This is a genomic window from Tenacibaculum todarodis (assembly GCF_001889045.1).
In the GTDB taxonomy this organism is placed as follows: Bacteria; Bacteroidota; Bacteroidia; order Flavobacteriales; family Flavobacteriaceae; genus Polaribacter; species Polaribacter todarodis.
On sequence record NZ_CP018155.1, the window covers coordinates 341,766 to 359,956 of the forward strand.

21 protein-coding genes are annotated in these 18,191 nt (G+C 29.7%); 11 read left to right on the top strand and 10 right to left on the bottom strand.

Features of this window, described 5'->3' with window-relative positions:
* The first annotated feature begins 94 nt into the window (after positions 1-94).
* Positions 95-1,057 carry a glycosyltransferase family 2 protein gene (locus LPB136_RS01575; RefSeq protein ID WP_158009582.1) on the top strand — a complete coding sequence of 321 codons (963 nt, stop codon included), beginning with the start codon at positions 95-97 and terminating at the stop codon, positions 1,055-1,057.
* Positions 1,058-1,083: 26 nt separating this feature from the next.
* Here the strand turns inward: LPB136_RS01575 and arsC are convergent, their stop codons facing one another.
* Both arsC and prfB read right to left on the bottom strand, forming a co-directional pair.
* Entirely contained in the window at positions 1,084-1,425 is a 342-nt protein-coding gene (gene arsC / locus LPB136_RS01580; protein WP_072554454.1) for an arsenate reductase (glutaredoxin), read from the bottom strand.
* 45 nt (positions 1,426-1,470) lie between these two features.
* Positions 1,471-2,571 (bottom strand): peptide chain release factor 2, encoded by a 1,101-nt coding sequence (prfB, locus tag LPB136_RS01585; RefSeq protein ID WP_072554455.1) that lies wholly within the window; start codon positions 2,569-2,571, stop codon positions 1,471-1,473.
* A gap of 86 nt (positions 2,572-2,657) precedes the next feature.
* On the opposite strand from prfB, the gene LPB136_RS01590 reads away from it, so the two are divergent.
* Together LPB136_RS01590 and LPB136_RS01595 are read left to right on the top strand one after the other, a co-directional pair.
* Positions 2,658-5,045: a zinc-dependent metalloprotease gene (locus tag LPB136_RS01590; protein WP_072554456.1), complete on the top strand. Its 2,388-nt coding sequence runs from the start codon at positions 2,658-2,660 to the stop codon at positions 5,043-5,045.
* 173 nt (positions 5,046-5,218) lie between these two features.
* A complete protein-coding gene (locus tag LPB136_RS01595; RefSeq protein WP_072554457.1) occupies positions 5,219-6,238 on the top strand; it encodes a threonine aldolase family protein in 1,020 nt (339 codons plus the stop codon).
* Here LPB136_RS01595 and LPB136_RS01600 read toward each other — a convergent pair.
* The 3 genes from LPB136_RS01600 to LPB136_RS01610 are packed head-to-tail and all read right to left on the bottom strand — an operon-like array spanning position 6,235 to position 7,848.
* Positions 6,235-6,723 carry a hypothetical protein gene (locus LPB136_RS01600; RefSeq protein ID WP_072554458.1) on the bottom strand — a complete coding sequence of 163 codons (489 nt, stop codon included), beginning with the start codon at positions 6,721-6,723 and terminating at the stop codon, positions 6,235-6,237. The genes LPB136_RS01595 and LPB136_RS01600 overlap by 4 nt on opposite strands.
* A gap of 13 nt (positions 6,724-6,736) precedes the next feature.
* Complete coding sequence (locus LPB136_RS01605; protein WP_072554459.1) at positions 6,737-7,351, bottom strand: hypothetical protein; 615 nt, start codon at positions 7,349-7,351, stop codon at positions 6,737-6,739.
* Between the two features lie 2 nt (positions 7,352-7,353).
* Positions 7,354-7,848: an RNA polymerase sigma factor gene (locus tag LPB136_RS01610; protein ID WP_072554460.1), complete on the bottom strand. Its 495-nt coding sequence runs from the start codon at positions 7,846-7,848 to the stop codon at positions 7,354-7,356.
* 184 nt (positions 7,849-8,032) lie between these two features.
* Here LPB136_RS01610 and LPB136_RS01615 point away from each other — a divergent pair, with 184 nt between their 5' ends.
* The 8 genes from LPB136_RS01615 (at position 8,033) to LPB136_RS01650 (ending at position 13,979) form a co-directional block, all read left to right on the top strand.
* Positions 8,033-8,446 (top strand): DUF2141 domain-containing protein, encoded by a 414-nt coding sequence (locus tag LPB136_RS01615; RefSeq protein WP_072554461.1) that lies wholly within the window; start codon positions 8,033-8,035, stop codon positions 8,444-8,446.
* 23 nt (positions 8,447-8,469) lie between these two features.
* Positions 8,470-9,825: a 2TM domain-containing protein gene (locus LPB136_RS01620; RefSeq protein ID WP_072554462.1), complete on the top strand. Its 1,356-nt coding sequence runs from the start codon at positions 8,470-8,472 to the stop codon at positions 9,823-9,825.
* Between the two features lies 1 nt (position 9,826).
* On the top strand, positions 9,827-10,123 hold the full coding sequence (locus LPB136_RS01625) for a 2TM domain-containing protein (protein WP_072554463.1): 297 nt from the start codon (positions 9,827-9,829) through the stop codon (positions 10,121-10,123).
* A gap of 1 nt (position 10,124) precedes the next feature.
* Positions 10,125-10,487: a 2TM domain-containing protein gene (locus LPB136_RS01630; protein WP_072554464.1), complete on the top strand. Its 363-nt coding sequence runs from the start codon at positions 10,125-10,127 to the stop codon at positions 10,485-10,487.
* Positions 10,471-10,791, top strand: a complete 321-nt coding sequence (locus LPB136_RS01635) for a 2TM domain-containing protein (protein WP_072554465.1) — start codon at positions 10,471-10,473, stop codon at positions 10,789-10,791. Before LPB136_RS01630 ends, LPB136_RS01635 begins: the two co-directional genes overlap by 17 nt.
* Before the next feature lie 34 nt (positions 10,792-10,825).
* Positions 10,826-11,581, top strand: a complete 756-nt coding sequence (locus LPB136_RS01640) for a LytR/AlgR family response regulator transcription factor (protein WP_072554466.1) — start codon at positions 10,826-10,828, stop codon at positions 11,579-11,581.
* Positions 11,582-11,829: 248 nt separating this feature from the next.
* The gene (locus LPB136_RS01645; RefSeq protein ID WP_072554467.1) at positions 11,830-13,242 is read left to right on the top strand and encodes a sensor histidine kinase; all 1,413 of its coding nucleotides are present in this window, start codon (positions 11,830-11,832) and stop codon (positions 13,240-13,242) included.
* Positions 13,239-13,979: a LytR/AlgR family response regulator transcription factor gene (locus LPB136_RS01650; protein WP_072554468.1), complete on the top strand. Its 741-nt coding sequence runs from the start codon at positions 13,239-13,241 to the stop codon at positions 13,977-13,979. Before LPB136_RS01645 ends, LPB136_RS01650 begins: the two co-directional genes overlap by 4 nt.
* Here the strand turns inward: LPB136_RS01650 and LPB136_RS01655 are convergent.
* The 5 genes from LPB136_RS01655 to LPB136_RS01675 form a co-directional block, all read right to left on the bottom strand.
* Complete coding sequence (locus LPB136_RS01655) at positions 13,976-14,995, bottom strand: formimidoylglutamase (RefSeq protein ID WP_072556873.1); 1,020 nt, start codon at positions 14,993-14,995, stop codon at positions 13,976-13,978. The two genes, LPB136_RS01650 and LPB136_RS01655, sit on opposite strands and share 4 nt — an antisense overlap.
* Position 14,996: 1 nt before the next feature.
* Entirely contained in the window at positions 14,997-16,229 is a 1,233-nt protein-coding gene (hutI, locus tag LPB136_RS01660) for an imidazolonepropionase (RefSeq protein ID WP_072554469.1), read from the bottom strand.
* Between the two features lie 30 nt (positions 16,230-16,259).
* Positions 16,260-16,649, bottom strand: a complete 390-nt coding sequence (locus LPB136_RS01665) for a hypothetical protein (protein WP_072554470.1) — start codon at positions 16,647-16,649, stop codon at positions 16,260-16,262.
* A gap of 17 nt (positions 16,650-16,666) precedes the next feature.
* Positions 16,667-17,548 carry a YitT family protein gene (locus tag LPB136_RS01670; RefSeq protein WP_072554471.1) on the bottom strand — a complete coding sequence of 294 codons (882 nt, stop codon included), beginning with the start codon at positions 17,546-17,548 and terminating at the stop codon, positions 16,667-16,669.
* Between the two features lie 136 nt (positions 17,549-17,684).
* Positions 17,685-18,158, bottom strand: a complete 474-nt coding sequence (locus LPB136_RS01675; protein ID WP_072554472.1) for a nucleoside deaminase — start codon at positions 18,156-18,158, stop codon at positions 17,685-17,687.
* Positions 18,159-18,191: the final 33 nt, after the last annotated feature.

Below are 18,191 nucleotides of genomic sequence, written 5' to 3' on the forward strand. Positions count from 1 at the left end.
TTTCGCTACTCGCTGTTTCGTTCCTCAACGAGCTCAAACAAACCGCTCAATCAGGGCTAAAATTACTTGCTAACTAATAGAAAACTAAATAACGTTGATACTTTCTAATTTTTCATTTTCAATAATAATTCCGGTCTATAACAGACCGCAAGAAATTGATGAGTTATTAGAAAGTCTTACAAAACAAGACTTCTCAGACACTTTTGAAATTGTAATTGTTGAAGACGGCTCAGAAGAATCTTCAGAAGAAATTGTAAAAAAGTATTCAGAGGAATTAACAATTCAATATTTTTTCAAAGAAAACAGTGGAGCAGGAGCAAGCAGAAACTACGGAATGCAACGCGCTTCAGGTAATTATTTTATCATTTTAGATTCAGATGTAATTGTTCCGCCTCAATATTTATCAGAAGTACAAAAAAGTTTACAAGAAAAGTATACAGATGCTTTTGGTGGTCCAGATGCGGCGCACAAAAGTTTTACCAACTTACAAAAAGCAATTAATTACTCAATGACTTCTGTGTTAACCACAGGCGGAATTAGAGGTAAGAAAAACGCAGTTGGTAAATTTCAACCAAGAAGTTTCAATTTAGGGTTGTCTAAAGCAACTTTCGAAAAAACTAACGGATTTTCAAAAATGAAAACCGGTGAAGATATTGATTTAACATTTAGACTTTGGGAAAATGGTTTCGAAACTCAATTGATAGAAAAAGCATTTGTATTTCATAAACGTAGAAGTACAATTCAGCAGTTTTTTAAGCAGACTTTCTCATTCGGAACTGCAAGGCCAATCTTAAATAAAAAGTATCCAGAAACAGCTAAAATAACCTATTGGTTTCCGAGTTTATTTATAATTGGGCTTGATATTAGTTTTATTCTGGCAATCTTTGGTTTTAACCAACTATTATATTGCTATGGATTGTATTTTGTTTTAATCTTTTTGGATTCTTTACTTCAAAATAAAAATATTGTAGTTGCTTTTTTGAGTGTTATAACAAGTTTTACTCAGTTTATTGGCTACGGAATAGGTTTTTTAGAATCGAAGTTTTTTATAAAATAAAGCTCCCAATTTCTTGAGAGCTCTAATTAAATAATTTCCAAAATCTTTTCGGTTGGTCGCCCAATTACGGCTTTGTTTCCATTTATAATAATTGGTCTTTCAATTAATTTTGGATTGTTTACCATTGCAGTAATAATTGCTGCATCCGATAATTCTTTTCCTTTAAATTCTTCTTTCCAAACCTTTTCGTTTTTACGAACCAATTCAATAGGAGCAATTTTTAGAAGTTTAATAATTTCTTTCAATTCTTTTTCTGAAGGAATGTTTTCTAAATATTTAACTACTTCAAACTCTTTTCCTGATTCTTCTAAAAGTGCTATTCCGCATCTTGATTTAGAACAACGGTTATTGTGGTATATTTTTATCATTTTATATTAGTTTCAAAGTTTTTAGTTTTGATTACTGATTACTGATTACTGATTACTTGATTTCTGTCCGTTTAACATTAAAAAAGCCTTTAAAAACGGTTGAATATCACCATTCATAACATTGTCTACATTACCAGTTTCGTGTGCAGTTCTAACGTCTTTTACCAATTTATAAGGATGCATTACGTAATTTCTTATTTGACTTCCCCATTCGTTTTTCATTTTATTGGCTTCAATATCTGCACGTGCCGCTTGTTGTTTCTGTAACTCAATTTCGTATAATTGAGACTTTAACATTTGCATTGCCGTGGCTCTATTATCGTGCTGAGAACGCGAGTTTGAACATTGAATTTGAATTCCCGTTGGCTTGTGATGTAGCTGAACTTTAGTTTCAACTTTGTTTACATTTTGTCCTCCAGCACCACTTGATCTTGCGGTTGTAATTTCTATATCGGCAGGATTTACTTCAATTTCGATAGAATCGTCTGCAACTGGATACACATAAACAGAGGCAAAGCTTGTGTGGCGTTTTGCATTGCTATCAAACGGAGAAATACGTACCAATCTGTGAACACCATTTTCTCCTTTTAACCAACCGAAAGCATAATCGCCATCAACTTCAAAAGTTACGGTTTTTATTCCCGCAGCATCGCCAGCTTGGTAGTTTAGTGTTTTAAGTTTGTAACCTTGTTTTTCTGCCCACATTGTGTACATTCTGTAGAGCATTTCTGCCCAATCGCAACTTTCTGTTCCACCAGCTCCAGCTGTAATTTGGACTGTTGCAGATAAAGAATCGCCTTCTTCCGAAAGCATATTTTTAAATTCAATATCCTCTATAAATGTACTTAGTTTTTCAAATTGTGCGTTAATTTCAGATTCTTCAACTTCACCTTCTTTATAAAACTCGTATAAGACATTTACATCGTCATTTAATGTAATTGATTTGTTATAATCTTCTACCCATTTTTTCTTAAAACGAAGTTCTTTCATAACAACTTCAGCAGCTTTGGGATCATTCCAAAAATCTGGATTTGCCGTTTTTTCTTCTTCATTGGCAATTTCAATTAATTTTTTATCTATTTCTAAATAAGATTTTAATTTCTCAATTCTTGTGGCAATATCTTTAAGTTGGTCTTGTGTAATCATACGTTGAACAAAAATAACTGAATTTTTAAGATTTCTTGTTTTAAAACTGCTCCTTATTTTATAGATTTATAGAAATTATACCAAACATGAAAAAATTACTGCTTATTCTATTCTTTATTGCGTTTTCTGTTGATGGGTTTTCACAGTTTTTCACTGAAAACACGGGAACATCTTTGAAAAAAGGAATTACCAAGTATGAAGGTTATTTTCCGTTTTATTACGATGATACTTCTGATAAAATATTCCTTCAAATTAATAATTTAAATACGGAATTTTTATACGTTCGTTCGCTTTCTGAAGGTGTTGGTTCTAACGATATTGGTTTGGATAGAGGTCAGTTAGGAAATGGTGTTGTAGTATATTTTAAAAAAGCGGGAAACAAAATTTTATTAATTCAGCCGAATCAAGATTTTAGAGCAATAACCGATAATAAGGAAGAAAAACAATCTGTAAAAGAAGCCTTTGCAAAATCGGTTTTACATGGTTTTCTTGTTAAGGAAGAAAAAAACGGGCGATTTTTAGTAGATGCAACCGATTTTTTTATGCGTGATGCGCACGGAGTTAAAAGTACTTTGGCAAGAAATAAACAAGGGAGTTATAGTTTAGATAAGAGTAAATCGGCTTTTAATTTAGAGCGAACAAAAGCGTTTCCTAAAAATGTTGAGTTTGATGTAATGCTAACTTTTAAAGGAACTCCAAAAGGTTATAATATAAGAAGTGTAACGCCAGATGCGAGTTTGGTTACGGTAAATCAACATCATTCTTTTGTAGAATTGCCAGATAATAACTACAAACCAAGAGTGTATGATCCGCGTTGTGGTTCTTGGCAAATGACGTATATGGATTATGCAACTCCGGTTGATGAACCAATTACAAAACGTTTTATTTACCGTCATCGATTGGAAAAGAAAAATCCGAATGCAACAATATCAGAAGCAAAAGAACCTATAATTTATTATTTAGATAGAGGAACTCCAGAACCGGTTCGTTCAGCTTTATTAGAAGGCGGAAGTTGGTGGAACCAAGCTTTTGAAGCCGCAGGTTATAAAGATGCTTTTCAGGTTAAAATGTTGCCAGAAGGCGCAGATCCGTTAGATGTGCGTTATAATATGATTCAATGGGTGCATCGTTCAACTCGCGGTTGGAGTTACGGTGGAAATATTTCTGATCCAAGAACAGGAGAAATTATTAAAGGTCACGTTAGTTTAGGAAGTTTACGTATTCGTCAAGATTTTTTAATTGCGCAAGCGTTACAAGCACCTTATAAAACGAGTGATTCTGACGATAAATTTGCATTAGAAATGGCAATTGCTAGAATCAGACAATTATCTGCACATGAAATCGGACACACTTTAGGGTTTGCTCATAATTTTGCAGCAAGTAGTAACAATAGAAGTTCGGTGATGGATTATCCGCATCCGAAGTTATCCTTAAAAAATGGAAAAGTAGATTTTTCTGAAGCGTATGATAATAAAATAGGCGAGTGGGACAAAGTTACTGTTGCCTATGCATATCAAGATTTTATTGGTGAAGAAAAACTTCAATTAGAAAAAATATTAGATGAAGCTTTTGATAAAGGATTTCGATTTATAACCGATTCAGACTCAAGATCAAAAGGAAGTGCGCATGCGTATTCTCATTTATGGGATAATGGAAAGTCTGCTTCTAAAGAATTAGAAAATGTGTTGGCAATTAGAAAGCGCGCAATTGCAAATTTTTCTACGGATAATGTACAAAGTAAAACACCATATTCTGTATTAGAAGATGTGTTTGTTCCGTTGTATTTTTTCCATCGTTTTCAAACGGATGCAACTTCAAAAATTATTGGCGGATTGGATTATACCTACGCAGTTAAAGGGCAAAAGGAATTGATTGTAAAACGAGTTGATGGAAAAACCCAAAGAGATGCTTTAAAGACTTTATTAAAAACGATTAATGTTGAAGAAATAGCGATTCCGAAGAAATTATTAGCCTTGTTTCCACCAAGAGCTTATGGTTATAATAGAACAAGAGAGAGTTTTAAATCTAAAGCAGGTGTTGCTTTTGATCCTTATGGAGCGGTACAAACAGCTTCTGCATTTACATTGAGTTATTTATTGCATCCAGATAGAGCAAATAGATTGGTGCAGCATAAGAGTTTAGATAAAAATCAATTAGGTTTTGCTGAAGTAATTGAAGATTTAATTATTAATTCTTTCGAGATAAAACACAAAAACTCGTATCATCAAGCATTGCAAGAAGTTGTTCAAGTTGAAGTTTTAAATGCAATGTTTACTTTGGCTTCAAACAAAAATGTATATCCACAAGTGAAGTCAATTTTAAACAAAACGTTCACTAAATTAATGCTAAAGGGAAATGATAAATATTATTTAGAAATGATTGTTAATTATAAAAAGAATCCGTCTAAATTTGTAAAAGTAAGCGCACCAAAAATTCCAGATGGTTCGCCAATTGGGAATGATTATAAATATTAATTAGTTAAAATATAGATGGACTTATTTTTAGGTTTTTTACTAATATTCTCCTTACTCTTACTTGTTATGGGATTAGGATTATTGGTAAGATGGCTCTTTTTTAAAGGGAAAAAAGGAGTGAGTTTCTTAAAATCTATTGAAGAAGTGCAAATTTACATTAGAAAAAATAAGAAATGATTATAGATTTAATTTCAGATACAGTTACCAGACCATCAAAAGGAATGTTAGATGCAATGATGAACGCCAAAGTTGGCGATGATGTTTTTAAAAGTGATCCAACGGTAAATGAATTGCAAGAAAAAGTTGCTAAATTATTCGGAATGGAAGATGCATTGTTTTTTCCTTCAGGAACTATGGCAAATCAAGCCGCAATTAAATTACATACGCAACCAGGAGATAGAATGTTTTGTGATAAATGGGCACATGTTTATAATTATGAAGGTGGAGGAGCAGCGTTTAACGCAGGAGTTACATCACATTTAATTGATGGAAACAGAGGAATGTTTACTGCTGAACAATTAACATCTGCAGTTTCTGGAAGAGCCGATATCCATGTTCCATATAATAAATTAGTTTGTATAGAAAATACAACAAATAAAGGAGGTGGAGCTTGTTGGGATTTTACTGAATTAGAGAAAATTCAGAAAGTATCAAAAGAAAATAATTTAGCTTTTCATTTAGATGGAGCACGTTTATTTAATGCATTGGTTGCTAAAAATGAAACTCCAAAACAATATGGTGAGTTGTTTGATACCATTTCAATTTGTTTATCAAAAGGTTTAGGTGCACCAGTTGGTTCTATTTTAGTTGGAAGTAAAGAGCATATTGCAAAAGCACTTAGAATTAGAAAATTATTTGGAGGTGCAATGAGACAAGCTGGTTTTTTGACAGCAGCAGCAATTTACGCATTGGACAATAATGTAATGCGTTTAGCTGAAGATCATAAAAGAGCGAAAGAAATTGAACAAGTTTTAAATTCACTTTCTTATGTAAAAAATGTTGAGCCAGTAGAAACAAATATTGTAATCTTCTATGTAGATGATTCTATGGATGCAAATGATTTCATTTCAAAAATGAAAGACAAAAATATTTTATTAACTCCAATGGGTGAAGGTAAAATACGAATTGTAACGCATTTAGATTATACGGATATAATGCACGAAAAATTATTGAAAGTTCTTAAAGAATTTTAAAATAATACTCTAATAAAAGGTGTAAACCCATTTGCGTTTACACTTTTTGTGTCGTCATATAAAAGATCATACTGAACACCAAAAGTAACTTTGCCTGTTATGTAAGCTGCTCCAATGTTTAATGATGGATAGCTATAAGTATCATTAGTGGTTCCAAAACTTCTATCTACATAAGATTGCATTAACTCAGCAGAAAACTCAATTTGTCGTATTGGTCTATACAAAGTAAGTACACTTGCAGAATAAACATTTGCATTAAAGTCTCCTCTTTTGTTATATAAATAACCTAATGTTGCTCCAATTGAAAATTCTTCATTAAAGTCATAAACTGCAGTAGGAGAAATTGAAATTGAAGTATTATTACTTCCAAAACTAAACCCAAAACCACCACCAAATCTAACATTATTAAAGAAAGAGTCTTCGTTTGATTGAGAGAAAGATGAAATAGAGAATACTAATAAACAGATTGTTAGTAAATGCTTCATGAAGAAAATTAGTTTAATTTAATTCCGCTAATTTAGCTAATTCTTTATAATTACGGTTTAATTTACGTAATAATATTCCGTAGATTAATTGATAAACTCCATACATTAATCCTAGAAAAATTCCCGTAATCACGAATGAGACTCCTATTGTTTTCCAGATTTGCACAGTTGTAATAGTCTCAATTTTAAAATTTATTTTTGCTGATACAATAATTGCAATTGAAAAAGCGACAAAAACAAGATTGAAAATCACATAATTTCTAACAGTTTTTCTAGTTTTTAATATTTTATGCATTAGTACTTTAGTAGAGTCTACAACTGAGATAGATTTATAGTTAAGATAAAATTGAATTAAAAAATAAATAACAACCACTAAACTTATAACCATGGAAATATTATAAAATGGAAGTATTCCTATTTTTTCATATTCCTCAATTGATTTGGTGTTATCAACAAAAAAGTACATAGAATTTAAAACCACAAACTCCACAATCCCAATAATAAAAATCCATTTTACAATAGATGATGAGCGTGCATGCGCCATCTTATATATATCAATTTGAGAAACTTTATCAGTTTCTTCGGGTTGATTATCCCAAGCTTTTTTATAATTATCTAATACATCCATAATTATGGGTTTAGTATTTTTTTTAACTTATCTTTTGCTCTGTTCATTTTAACTCGAGCGTTTACTTCAGAAATACCCAGTGTTACTGCTATTTCTTTGTAAGGTTTGTCTTCTAAATACAAGAAAATTAATGCTTTATCTATATCTCCCATTTTTCTAATGGCAGTATATAAGGCCTTTAATTGTAATTCTTGTGTGTCATCGTAATCTTCACCTTTTATTTTATACGCAAAATCTTCAATGTCTTGAGTTTTTATTCTTCTTGTTGATTTTCGATACAACGAAATAGCTGTATTTAAAGCAACTCTATACATCCAAGTGCTAAATTTAGCTTCGCCACGAAACTTGGAGTAATTTTTCCAAAGTTGAATGGTTATTTCTTGAAACAAATCATTATGTGCGTGCTGGTTTGTCGTATAAATTCGGCAAACCTTATGCACAATATTCTGATTTTGTTCAAAGTCGGCTAAAAATTTTTGCTCTTGTTCGCTTTGCACGTATTAGTTTAATTAGTTGATTGTAGATAAGTTGCTCAAAAGTAGAAATTGTTACATAAAAAATGAAGTTTATTTTAAATATTTACAATTCGGGGTATAAAAACGACAATTCGGTAAGGTTAAGTTTTAAAAACTAGACTTCAGTTGCATATTTGTATCATAATTAACCACTAAAACAAAAATTATGAAAACAATTGTAACTATCGCAACATTAGCTTTATTATTTGTATTTAATACTTTAGAAGCTCAAAACAAAACAATAACAGTGTCTATAGAAAATGTAACTTCAGATGATGGCAAAGTAGGTTTTGCTTTATATACGAAAGATAATTTTATGGGAAAACCTGTTCAAGGTACTGAAGGAAAAATTAAAGATGGTAAAACGAGCGTAGTTTTTGAAAACGTAACTCCTGGAGAATATGCAATTATTTGTTACCATGACAAAAACAACAATAATAAATTAGACTTTGCTACAAATAGAATGCCTTTAGAAGATTTTGGAGCATCAAATAATAATATGTCTTTTGGTCCACCACAATTTGAAGACGCAAAGTTTGCCGTTTCTGATAAAAATGTATCTTTAGAAATCAAATTTTAATAATTCAGTAAATAAAAAAACGAATGAAATCACCTGCTTCAAATTCTTTTAAAAGTTTAAAAAGTGACATTTGGATTTGTTTAAAACTAACCATTGCCTTTGGTGTCTTATTTATAATTATAAATCAACAATTTACTTTAAAGGGAGCAGGTTATACGTTTTTAATTTCCGCAATGTATTCTTTTATTTTAGGATTAGGAAATGGAATAATTAACGATTATTTAAATACAAAGTGGAACTGGGTTACTCAGACAAATCAAAGAGTTTTGTCTGGAGTTATTGCCACAATAATTTATACAGTAATAGCAGTTTTATTAATTCATTATGTGCAATATATAGTAATGTTTGGGTATGATCCTGCTAACTTTTTTAAAGGATATTTAGTTTGGGTACATCTTTTTGCAATTATTATTTCGTTAGGAATTGCTACTTTTTTTCATGCAAGAGGTTTTATGGTAAACTGGAAAGCTGCCATGGCACAAGAAAATACACAACAACAATTTGTTGCTAAAACAGAAACAGCAAAGTTTGAGACTTTAAAGAATCAATTAGATCCACATTTTTTATTCAACAGTTTAAATGTTTTAACCTCTTTAATTGGAGAAAACCCTGCGCAAGCAGAAAAATTTACCACAAAACTATCTAAAGTTTATAGATATGTTTTAGAGCAAAGAAATAAAGATTTAACACCTTTGGCGGAAGAATTAAAGTTTGCTAAAGCGTACATGGAACTATTATCAATGCGATTTGAAGATGCTGTTGAGTTTAATATTCCGTCTGAAGTAAGTAGTGATAGTTTAAAAATTGTGCCGCTATCATTACAATTATTATTAGAAAATGCAGTGAAGCATAATGTGGTTTCTTCAGCAAAGCCATTAAAAATTTCAATTACTGAAGAAAACGGTTTTTTAAAAGTTACCAATAATGTAAATCCGAAGGAAGCCATTGGTAAAAGCACAAAAGTTGGTTTGCAAAATATTGCGGATCGCTATGGTTTAATTACCGATAGATCGGTAGAAATAACAAATAATAAAAGAACATTTACGGTAAGTTTACCCTTACTAACACAAATAAATAGCATTATGAGAACATCAGAAGATTACGAAAATAGTAAATATGTACGTGCCGTAGAACGTGTTGAAAAAATGAAAGAATTTTATCAAAATTTGGTTACATATTTAGTAATGATACCAGTTTTTATTTTTATTAATTTACGTTTTGTACCACAATTTCATTGGTTTTGGTTTCCAATTTTTGGTTGGGGAATTGGAGTGCTTTTCCATGGATTAGAAGCATATAATTATAGTGTTTTTATGGGCAAAGATTGGGAAAGTAAAAAGATAAAAGAATTAATGGATAACGATAAAAATAACTATTAAGATGAGCGCTAATTTAAAAAAAGAAGAAAGCTACTTAAAAGCTAAAAAGAAAGTAAAGGACATAAAAGGATTCTATATTCATTTAACGGTTAATATAGTTTCTATTGCAATAATTGTAACCGTTAATTTATTATTTTCTCCTGGTTATCATTGGTTTTGGTATGCGGTGTTTGGGATAACAATTGCCCAATTAATACACGCTGTAGTTGTATTTGGATTCCCAAATTATGGTTTAGATAAAGATTGGGAAGAGAAAAAAATAAAAGAATTAATGGACAACGATTTAAAAAACAAATAAGATGGAATCAAATTATTTAGAAGAGCAACGTTATATAAAAGCAAAGAAACGCGTAGATAATATTAAAGGTTTCTATGTACATTTATTAGTATATGTATTGGTAAATATCTTTATTACTGGTGTAATTATTTTCGGATTAACACATGATGAAGATTTAACTTTTACCGAAGCAATAACGCATCCTGGAGCTTATATGACTTGGTTGGGTTGGGGAATTGGAGTTTTCTTTCATTGGTTAGGCGTTTTTGGTTTTCCTTCAGTAATTTCTAAAGATTGGGAAGAACGAAAAATCAAGGAATTAATGGGAGAAGATGAAGAGAAGTCTAATAAATATTTAAAGAAATATGATGAGGAAAATAGATAATAGAAACGATAGTCAAAAATACATTCGTGCTAAAAAACGGATTGAAGACATTAAAAGTTTTTATAAACATCTTTCTTTTTATTTAATAATAAACCTGTTTTTTATAATTAGAAGAATTTATAAAGACATACAATATGGCGATTCTGTTTTTGAAGCCTTTACAGATTTAGATAATTATAGGTTCTTTTTTTGGTGGGGAATTGTCTTAATTTTTCATGCCGTTGGAACCTTCGGAATTCCTAATTTATTTAGCAAAGATTGGGAAGAGCGAAAAATTAAAGAATATATGAACAACAATCGTTAAATTTGAACAGTAACTTTTTATAGTATTTTAAAAGATGAAAATAATTATTATTGAAGACGAAAAACCTGCTGCAAGAAGACTTGGACGCATGTTAGCGGAACTTAATTTAGAAGCACAACAAATGTTACATTCTGTTGAAGAGTCTATCAATTGGTTTCAAAATAATGAGCATCCAGATTTAATATTTTTAGATATTCAACTTTCAGACGGATTATCATTCGAGATTTTTGAAGAAGTAGAAGTGAAGTCGGCAATAATATTTACAACAGCGTATGATGAATATGCGTTAAAAGCTTTTAAATTAAATTCAATAGATTATTTATTAAAACCAATTGACGAAGACGAATTAAAAATTGCAGTAGATAAGTTTAAAGAAAATCAGCCAACCCAAACCAATTTACAAGTTAATATAGATGATATTAGAAAGTTGTTGGTAAATCCGGTTGATAGAAAATTCAAAAAACGTTTTACTATAAAAGTTGGTCAACACCTTAAAATTATTCCTACAGATGAAATTGAATGCTTTTATTCAGAAAATAAAGCAACCTATATTCATACTTCAACTAACAGAAATTATTTAATAGATAATTCTTTAGAACATTGGCAAGACGAATTAAATCCAGATCAGTTTTTTAGAGTAAACCGTACTTTTATTGTGCATATAAATGCAATAAAAGATATAGTTTCCTACACAAATTCTCGTTTACAAATAAAGTTGAATTCTTATAATGAATCTGAAATTATTGTAAGTAGAGAACGTGTAAAAGACTTTAAAAATTGGATTGATTAAGCTGTCACCTTTGTTTTTCAGACATTTCCCCAAAGCGGGAAAAATGAGTTTGTTTGCGCAATTAAAAACTTAGTTTTAAGGTTTCAAAGTCACAAAAATTGCAGAGTCTGTCACTTAGAGTAAATTTTGAAGCATGAAAAATTTGTATCGAGAAGTTTTTTACAATTCACTTACATAAAATAACAATTCACTATATTTCTTTTTTTATTGAAGATGATAAGTTTCATTTTTGATGAAAATTAGAAATTATGAAGAAAATTGTGTCGTCTTTAAAAAAATCATTGTTATTTGTATTGGTAATGCATTTATTGCTTTTTACAGTTTTGTCCTTAACAAATGACTTAAATAGAGAAAACTTAAAAGCAGTTCCTTTAATTTTTTCACTATTTTTTATTCCTTCGTTTTTATCTTTTTTAACATTTAACGAAGAGAAAACAAAAATTTCAGACATTTTAAAACCCTCAATCTTGTCTTTTTTTCTTTTATATTTATTTTCAATCGTTTTTTTTAGAGTGTTAAATAATGGTAATGATTATTCTTTTTTTGAATTTCCTATTATATTTATTGGATTAATTGCCATTTTTGTATTTATAATTTTTACAATAGCGCAAAGAATACAGGTAAATTCTAAAAGAATTCGTTACTATAATTTTAAAGAATTAAAATATTCTTTTTTAAAGTTGTTTTTAATTTCACTTTCTGGAGTTATTCTATATACTTTAATGATGGTTGCAAGTCAATTTTATTTTAATCAGGTGATTATGTTACTCTATAAGTTTTTACCAATAGGTTTCATTTCATCCTTAATAAGTATTCATTTTTTTAATTATATTTTTTCAAAATATGAACAACAAAATAGAACTTATTATGTTGCTGTATATTATATAATAGCTATTTCTGTATTAGTTTTTTGGGTAATAATATCATTTAATAACTTCAGAATTGTAAAAGATGGTCTTGGAGCTGCTCTTGATAGAGCTTTTTTATTTCCAACAATACTTATATACACTCCTTTTTTCTTATATACATTAATTGCAACTCATTTATATTTTTTAAGCATTATTAGTAAACAAGAAAAACAATTTTTAAAACAAGAATCGTTATCAAATCAACTCAATTATCAGCAATTAAAAAACCAATTAAGCCCACATTTTTTGTTTAATAATATTAATGTTTTAACCAGTTTGATTGAGGAAAATCCTAAAAAAGCAGTTTCATTTTCAGAAAAACTATCTAATATTTACAGATACTTTTTAGAACAAGAAAAACAAGATGTGGTTTTGTTGAATGATGAAATTAATTTTGCAAAAGATTATCTACACTTATTAAAAAATAGATTTGAAAGTGGATTAAATTTTTCTTTTGATGTAAATCTAAGTGCCGAAAAATATATTGTTAGCACAACGTTGCAGCAAGTTTTAGAAAATGTTGTAAAGCATAATGAAGTAAGCCAAAACAATCCAGTTGATATTTTAATTTCTAAAAAAGATGATTATTTAGAAATTACCAACAATAAAAACAAAAAAGTTACTTTAGAAACTACTTCTAAAAAAGGTATAGAAAATATTAAAAAACGCTATTCTTTTTTTACTGAAAAACAACTTATAATTAAAGAAGATGATAGAAACTTTACAATTAATTTACCACTATTAGAAAAATGAAAGTTTTAATTATAGAAGACGAGTTGCCTTCAGCAAGAAGATTAGAACGTATGTTAGCTAATTTTAATGTGGAGGTTTTAGCTACAACTGTCTCCATAAAAGAGTCAGTAACATGGTTGCAAACTAATACACATCCAGCAATTATTTTTTTAGATGTGCATTTATCTGATGGCTTGTCGTTTGAAATTTTTAATCAAGTTAAAACTGCTGCTAAAATTATTTTTACAACTGCATATAGCGATTATAGTATAAGGGCTTTTGATTACGATAGTATTTCATATTTATTAAAACCTATAAAACTAGCAGAGTTAGAAAAAGCAATAGTAAAAGGGAAAGAAAAAATTAATAATAAAAACGATTTTGAAAACCTAAAAGAGTTGTTTGCTAATTATAAAACTAAAAATTACAAAGACTCTTTTACGGTAAAAAATGGTTCGAAAATAAAAATAATAAAGGCTGAAAAAGTTTGTTGTTTTTATAGTTATGATAATGCCACATTTATAAAAACAAATGATTTTAAAGGAATAATAAATTACTCACTAAGTTCTTTAGAAAATGAACTAAATCCAGATCAGTTTTTTAGAGTAAACCGTACTTTTATTGTGCATATAAATGCAATAAAAGATATAGTTTCCTACACAAATTCTCGTTTACAAATAAAGTTGAATTCTTATAATGAATCTGAAATTATTGTAAGTAGAGAACGTGTAAAAGACTTTAAAAATTGGATTGATTAATTTTTCGCCTTCATAAAATCAGAAATTAAATAACTAATAAACTTACCAACTTGATTGGCAGGAGTTTTATCATTTACAACATCTGGAGAAGCTTCACAAATATGTAAATAACAAACGTTTTTATGTTGCCCAAAAAAGGATGTAAACTGTCTTGCTTGCTTTGTTGAAAATCCACTTGGAGTCATTGCGCTACTTGGAAAAGACTCAATTGCGTCGAGGTCAATTTCAATTCCGAAGTTTGTATTTGAAACAAAATCAAGAGCCTTTTTTAATTCAATTGTAAAATCTTTGGTATTGTAAACTTCTAGTTCTTCAAAAGTGTTGTATTGCAAATCTGGATTTGCATCTATAGTATCAAAAATAGTTTTTGGAGTATAATTTTCATGTATCCCAAACATGTAATATTTATCAAGAAAACTATTATTGTATGCGTAACTAAATCCGTTTCCGCTATGGCGTTCTTCGAGCTTTCTAAAATCTGTATGAGCATCTAGATTGATTACATTTATTTTTTCTTCAAAAGCTTCAAAACTACCTTTTATATTTCCGTAGCTGTTGTTGTGTCCGCCACCAATAATGATTGGAATTTTACCAGCACCAACAATTAATTTAATTAATGCAGATAATTCTTTGTCAATTAAACGAACTAATTGATCGCCTTTTTCTTTAAAATTAATATCAGTTAATGCTATGTTTTTTAATTCTGAAGAGAAATCTAAATGACCTAAAATCAATAAGTCATTACCTTTATTGTAGTTGTTTTCTTGAATATTACAAACAGATTTTAATGCAGCTTTCCATGCGTTTTGTGCGCCACCATTTCCACCATTCATTCTAACGCCAATATCTTCTGGTACTCCAAATAGTACAAATTTTACAGATGAATTTTTAAGTTCTTCGGATAGATTATTAGTTGAATTTAAAGCCTGAACACATTCGCCAAATTTGGTTTCTCCATCTCGTTTTGCAATTAACGAATCAATAGCTGTTCTTGTGTAAAAGTGTAAATGTTTCATTTTAAATGCTTTTTCCGTCAATAAAAACAGTGTCAATTAAATTACTTCCAAAAGAATAAGGAATAAATCCATAAGAAGGAATTTCTTTTGTAATAATAAAATTTGCTTTTTTACCTTTTGTAATACTTCCAACTTCGTTGGAAACATTCATAGCATAAGCGCCATTAATTGTTGCGGCATTTATAGCTTCTTCTGGTGTCATTTTCATTTTTATACAGGCAGTTGCAACCACAAAATTCATATTTCCAGAAGGTGTAGAACCTGGATTATAATCTGTTGCCAAAGCTAACGGCAAACCGTTATCAATCATTTTTCTTGCTGGCGTGTACGGAATACTTAAAAAGTAGGAGCAAGAAGGCAAGGCAACTGGCATTGTCCCTGTGTTTTTAAGTGCATCAATATCGTTGTCATTCATAACTTCTAAATGATCAACAGACAATGCATTGTATTTTATAGAAACCTGAACACCTCCAATAGTTGTAAACTGATTAACATGTACTTTAGGAATCAATCCAAGTTTTTTTCCAGCGGATAAAATCTTGTCTGTATCTTCCACAGAAAAATAACCCGTTTCACAAAATACATCAATAAATTCGGCTAAATTTTCTTCAGCAATTTTAGGTAACATTTCATCAATAATTAAATTAATGTAACCTTCTTTGTTGTTTTTATATTCCGTTGGAAAAGCGTGTGCGCCTAAAAAAGTTGCTTTAATTGGTAAGTTGTAATTTTCTTTTAGTTTTTTAATTACACGCAACATTTTAAGCTCTGCTTCAACCGTTAAACCGTAACCTGATTTTATTTCTACAGCACCAGTTCCTAATTGCATAATTTCTTCCAAACGCTTTGCAGATTGCTGGTATAAATCATCAAAAGAAGTTTGTTGTAATTTCTTGGCAGAATTTACAATTCCGCCACCATTATTGGCAATTTCCTCATAAGTTAAACCGTTAATTCTATCTACAAATTCTTGTTCGCGGTTTCCTGCGTACACAATATGCGTATGAGAATCGCACCAAGTTGGTAGAATCATTTTACCTGTACAATCTATAGTTTTACTTACTGAAGTTGGAGCGTTTTTCATTTCGCCAAAATCGATGATTTTATCATTTTCAATGAGTAGAAAAGCGTTTTTTATGGTTGGTAAAATGCGCATGTCTTTACCAGAAACTTTAGTAATTGTAGTTTCTCTAACTTGAATGAGTTCTTTTATGTTGGTAAAAAGTATTTTCATATTGAAACAAATTTACATTAAAAACAATAACTATTTTTTTTGACGATGATTTTTTACAGCTCTTAATTCAATAAAAGCAATGGTAGTAACTATTATACTTTCTACTATAATGTATAACCAACCTAAAGTAGTAATTAGATTATGATGATAAATTGTAAAAGCAATGGATAAACAACAATACAGTAAATTAATAATAGCGATTGCTTTTAAGAATTTACCTAAATCTCTACTAATTTTGAAATAACAATAAAAATCATAGATTGCAAAAAGGCAAGGTAATGTTGCAAGAAGATATAGCGTTGGTTTTGGAATTCCGAAATAGGTTTCCAATTTAGTTAAAACGAGTCCTAATAATAAAGCAGAAAGAATTGCTCCAAAGCCATCTATTAAAAAGAATTTTTTTAGAAGTGAATCTTTCATTTTTAACTGCTATTTATCTAATTTTTTATTGGTGTTAATTTTTTTAACCCTTTTTTAGAAAGAAATTTTGTGTAAATACCACCTTTAATATTATTTACATCAAATTCAATGATAAAAGCATTTTTATCTATGGAGTCAATTAGATTATAGGTTCTTCTAATATCAATTCTGTTAATTACGGTATGGATAATTTCTTTTTCAGCTTGTTCGCCTCTTTTTCCATAACCACCATTTCCTTTGTATAAAGTAGTTCCAACACCAATAGTGCTTATAAGCTTTTTATTAATTTCATTTTCTTTATCAGAAACTATCATTAAACCCACATAATCTTCAAAACCTTCAATCATTAAATCAATAATTTTACCGGTTACAATAAATGCGAGTATGGAATACATTGCAACTTCAATAGAAAGTAAAATTGCCGTTACTATAAATAAAATGGTATTAAAAAGAAGGATTACTTTGCCAATACTAATTCCTAAATGTTCATTAATAAAGATTCCTAAAATTTCTGCTCCATCTAAAACTGCTCCATTTTTTATAGATAAACCTATTCCTGCACCAAGAAAAAGACCACCGAAAATTGCAATTAGCAGTTTGTCTTCTGTTATGGCATTAAAGTTTTCAAAATGAATAATAACAGCTAGAGTTAAAATTGCTAAAACAGATTTTATAAATATTTTTTTAGTTAAGCTAAACCAAGCCAATATTAGAAAAGGAATATTTACCAATATTAAAAAATAAGATATTTCAATATTTAAAAGTTTACTAAGTAAAATTGAAATTCCTGTAACGCCGCCATCTAAAAAACCGTTTGGCAATAAAAACATTTTTAAACCAATACTTGCTAGTAGAATACCTATTGCTATTTGAAAAATTTCTGATAATAGTCTTTTCATAGTTCGTTATTTGTGTAAAGATTTAAAAGCTGCTTTTTATATCAGTGAATAGCGAAGTTACCCAAAAATAAACCTAGAAGCAAGCTAAACTTAAGACATAAAAAAAGCCTAAACGAAAGTTTAGGCTTTTTTTAATTTAGTATTCAATTTTATCATTCTTTTTACTCCATTTCTGAAAAGGTTCTAAAGCAATGTCTCTTCCAATTTGCTCAAACGGAATGCTTCTTTTTTCGTATGGTAAAGGAATTTCCTTGTAAATAAATTCATCATCAAATCCAATATCTGCCGCATCTTGTTGGTTACTTCCGTAGAAAACTTTGTCTGGTCTTGCCCAGTAAATTGCACCTAAACACATTGGGCAAGGCTCGCAAGAAGTATATACAATACAACCATCTAATTGAAAAGAGCCTAAGTTTGAACACGCATCTCTAATTGCGGTAACTTCTGCATGCGCGGTTGGATCGTTTGTAGAGGTTACTTTGTTATTTCCGCGACCAACAATTTCACCGTCTTTTACTACGATACAACCAAATGGGCCACCTTCATTGTTACTCATTCCTTTTAAAGCTGCTTTTACAGCTTCACTCATAAAATCTTCATGTTTATTCATCTTCATTGTCTTTAATATAGTTATTCTTTAAGC

Excerpts from the sequence above, each read along its gene's own strand:
- arsC (WP_072554454.1), bottom strand. The coding sequence starts at position 1,425 with ATGATAAAAATATACCACAATAACCGTTGTTCTAAATCAAGATGCGGA.
- prfB (WP_072554455.1), bottom strand. The coding sequence starts at position 2,571 with ATGATTACACAAGACCAACTTAAAGATATTGCCACAAGAATTGAGAAA.
- LPB136_RS01590 (WP_072554456.1), top strand. The coding sequence starts at position 2,658 with ATGAAAAAATTACTGCTTATTCTATTCTTTATTGCGTTTTCTGTTGAT.
- LPB136_RS01595 (WP_072554457.1), top strand. The coding sequence starts at position 5,219 with ATGATTATAGATTTAATTTCAGATACAGTTACCAGACCATCAAAAGGA.
- LPB136_RS01600 (WP_072554458.1), bottom strand. The coding sequence starts at position 6,723 with ATGAAGCATTTACTAACAATCTGTTTATTAGTATTCTCTATTTCATCT.
- LPB136_RS01605 (WP_072554459.1), bottom strand. The coding sequence starts at position 7,351 with ATGGATGTATTAGATAATTATAAAAAAGCTTGGGATAATCAACCCGAA.
- LPB136_RS01615 (WP_072554461.1), top strand. The coding sequence starts at position 8,033 with ATGAAAACAATTGTAACTATCGCAACATTAGCTTTATTATTTGTATTT.
- LPB136_RS01620 (WP_072554462.1), top strand. The coding sequence starts at position 8,470 with ATGAAATCACCTGCTTCAAATTCTTTTAAAAGTTTAAAAAGTGACATT.
- LPB136_RS01625 (WP_072554463.1), top strand. The coding sequence starts at position 9,827 with ATGAGCGCTAATTTAAAAAAAGAAGAAAGCTACTTAAAAGCTAAAAAG.
- LPB136_RS01630 (WP_072554464.1), top strand. The coding sequence starts at position 10,125 with ATGGAATCAAATTATTTAGAAGAGCAACGTTATATAAAAGCAAAGAAA.
- LPB136_RS01635 (WP_072554465.1), top strand. The coding sequence starts at position 10,471 with ATGAGGAAAATAGATAATAGAAACGATAGTCAAAAATACATTCGTGCT.
- LPB136_RS01640 (WP_072554466.1), top strand. The coding sequence starts at position 10,826 with ATGAAAATAATTATTATTGAAGACGAAAAACCTGCTGCAAGAAGACTT.
- LPB136_RS01645 (WP_072554467.1), top strand. The coding sequence starts at position 11,830 with ATGAAGAAAATTGTGTCGTCTTTAAAAAAATCATTGTTATTTGTATTG.
- LPB136_RS01650 (WP_072554468.1), top strand. The coding sequence starts at position 13,239 with ATGAAAGTTTTAATTATAGAAGACGAGTTGCCTTCAGCAAGAAGATTA.
- LPB136_RS01655 (WP_072556873.1), bottom strand. The coding sequence starts at position 14,995 with ATGAAACATTTACACTTTTACACAAGAACAGCTATTGATTCGTTAATT.
- hutI (WP_072554469.1), bottom strand. The coding sequence starts at position 16,229 with ATGAAAATACTTTTTACCAACATAAAAGAACTCATTCAAGTTAGAGAA.
- LPB136_RS01665 (WP_072554470.1), bottom strand. The coding sequence starts at position 16,649 with ATGAAAGATTCACTTCTAAAAAAATTCTTTTTAATAGATGGCTTTGGA.
- LPB136_RS01670 (WP_072554471.1), bottom strand. The coding sequence starts at position 17,548 with ATGAAAAGACTATTATCAGAAATTTTTCAAATAGCAATAGGTATTCTA.
- LPB136_RS01675 (WP_072554472.1), bottom strand. The coding sequence starts at position 18,158 with ATGAATAAACATGAAGATTTTATGAGTGAAGCTGTAAAAGCAGCTTTA.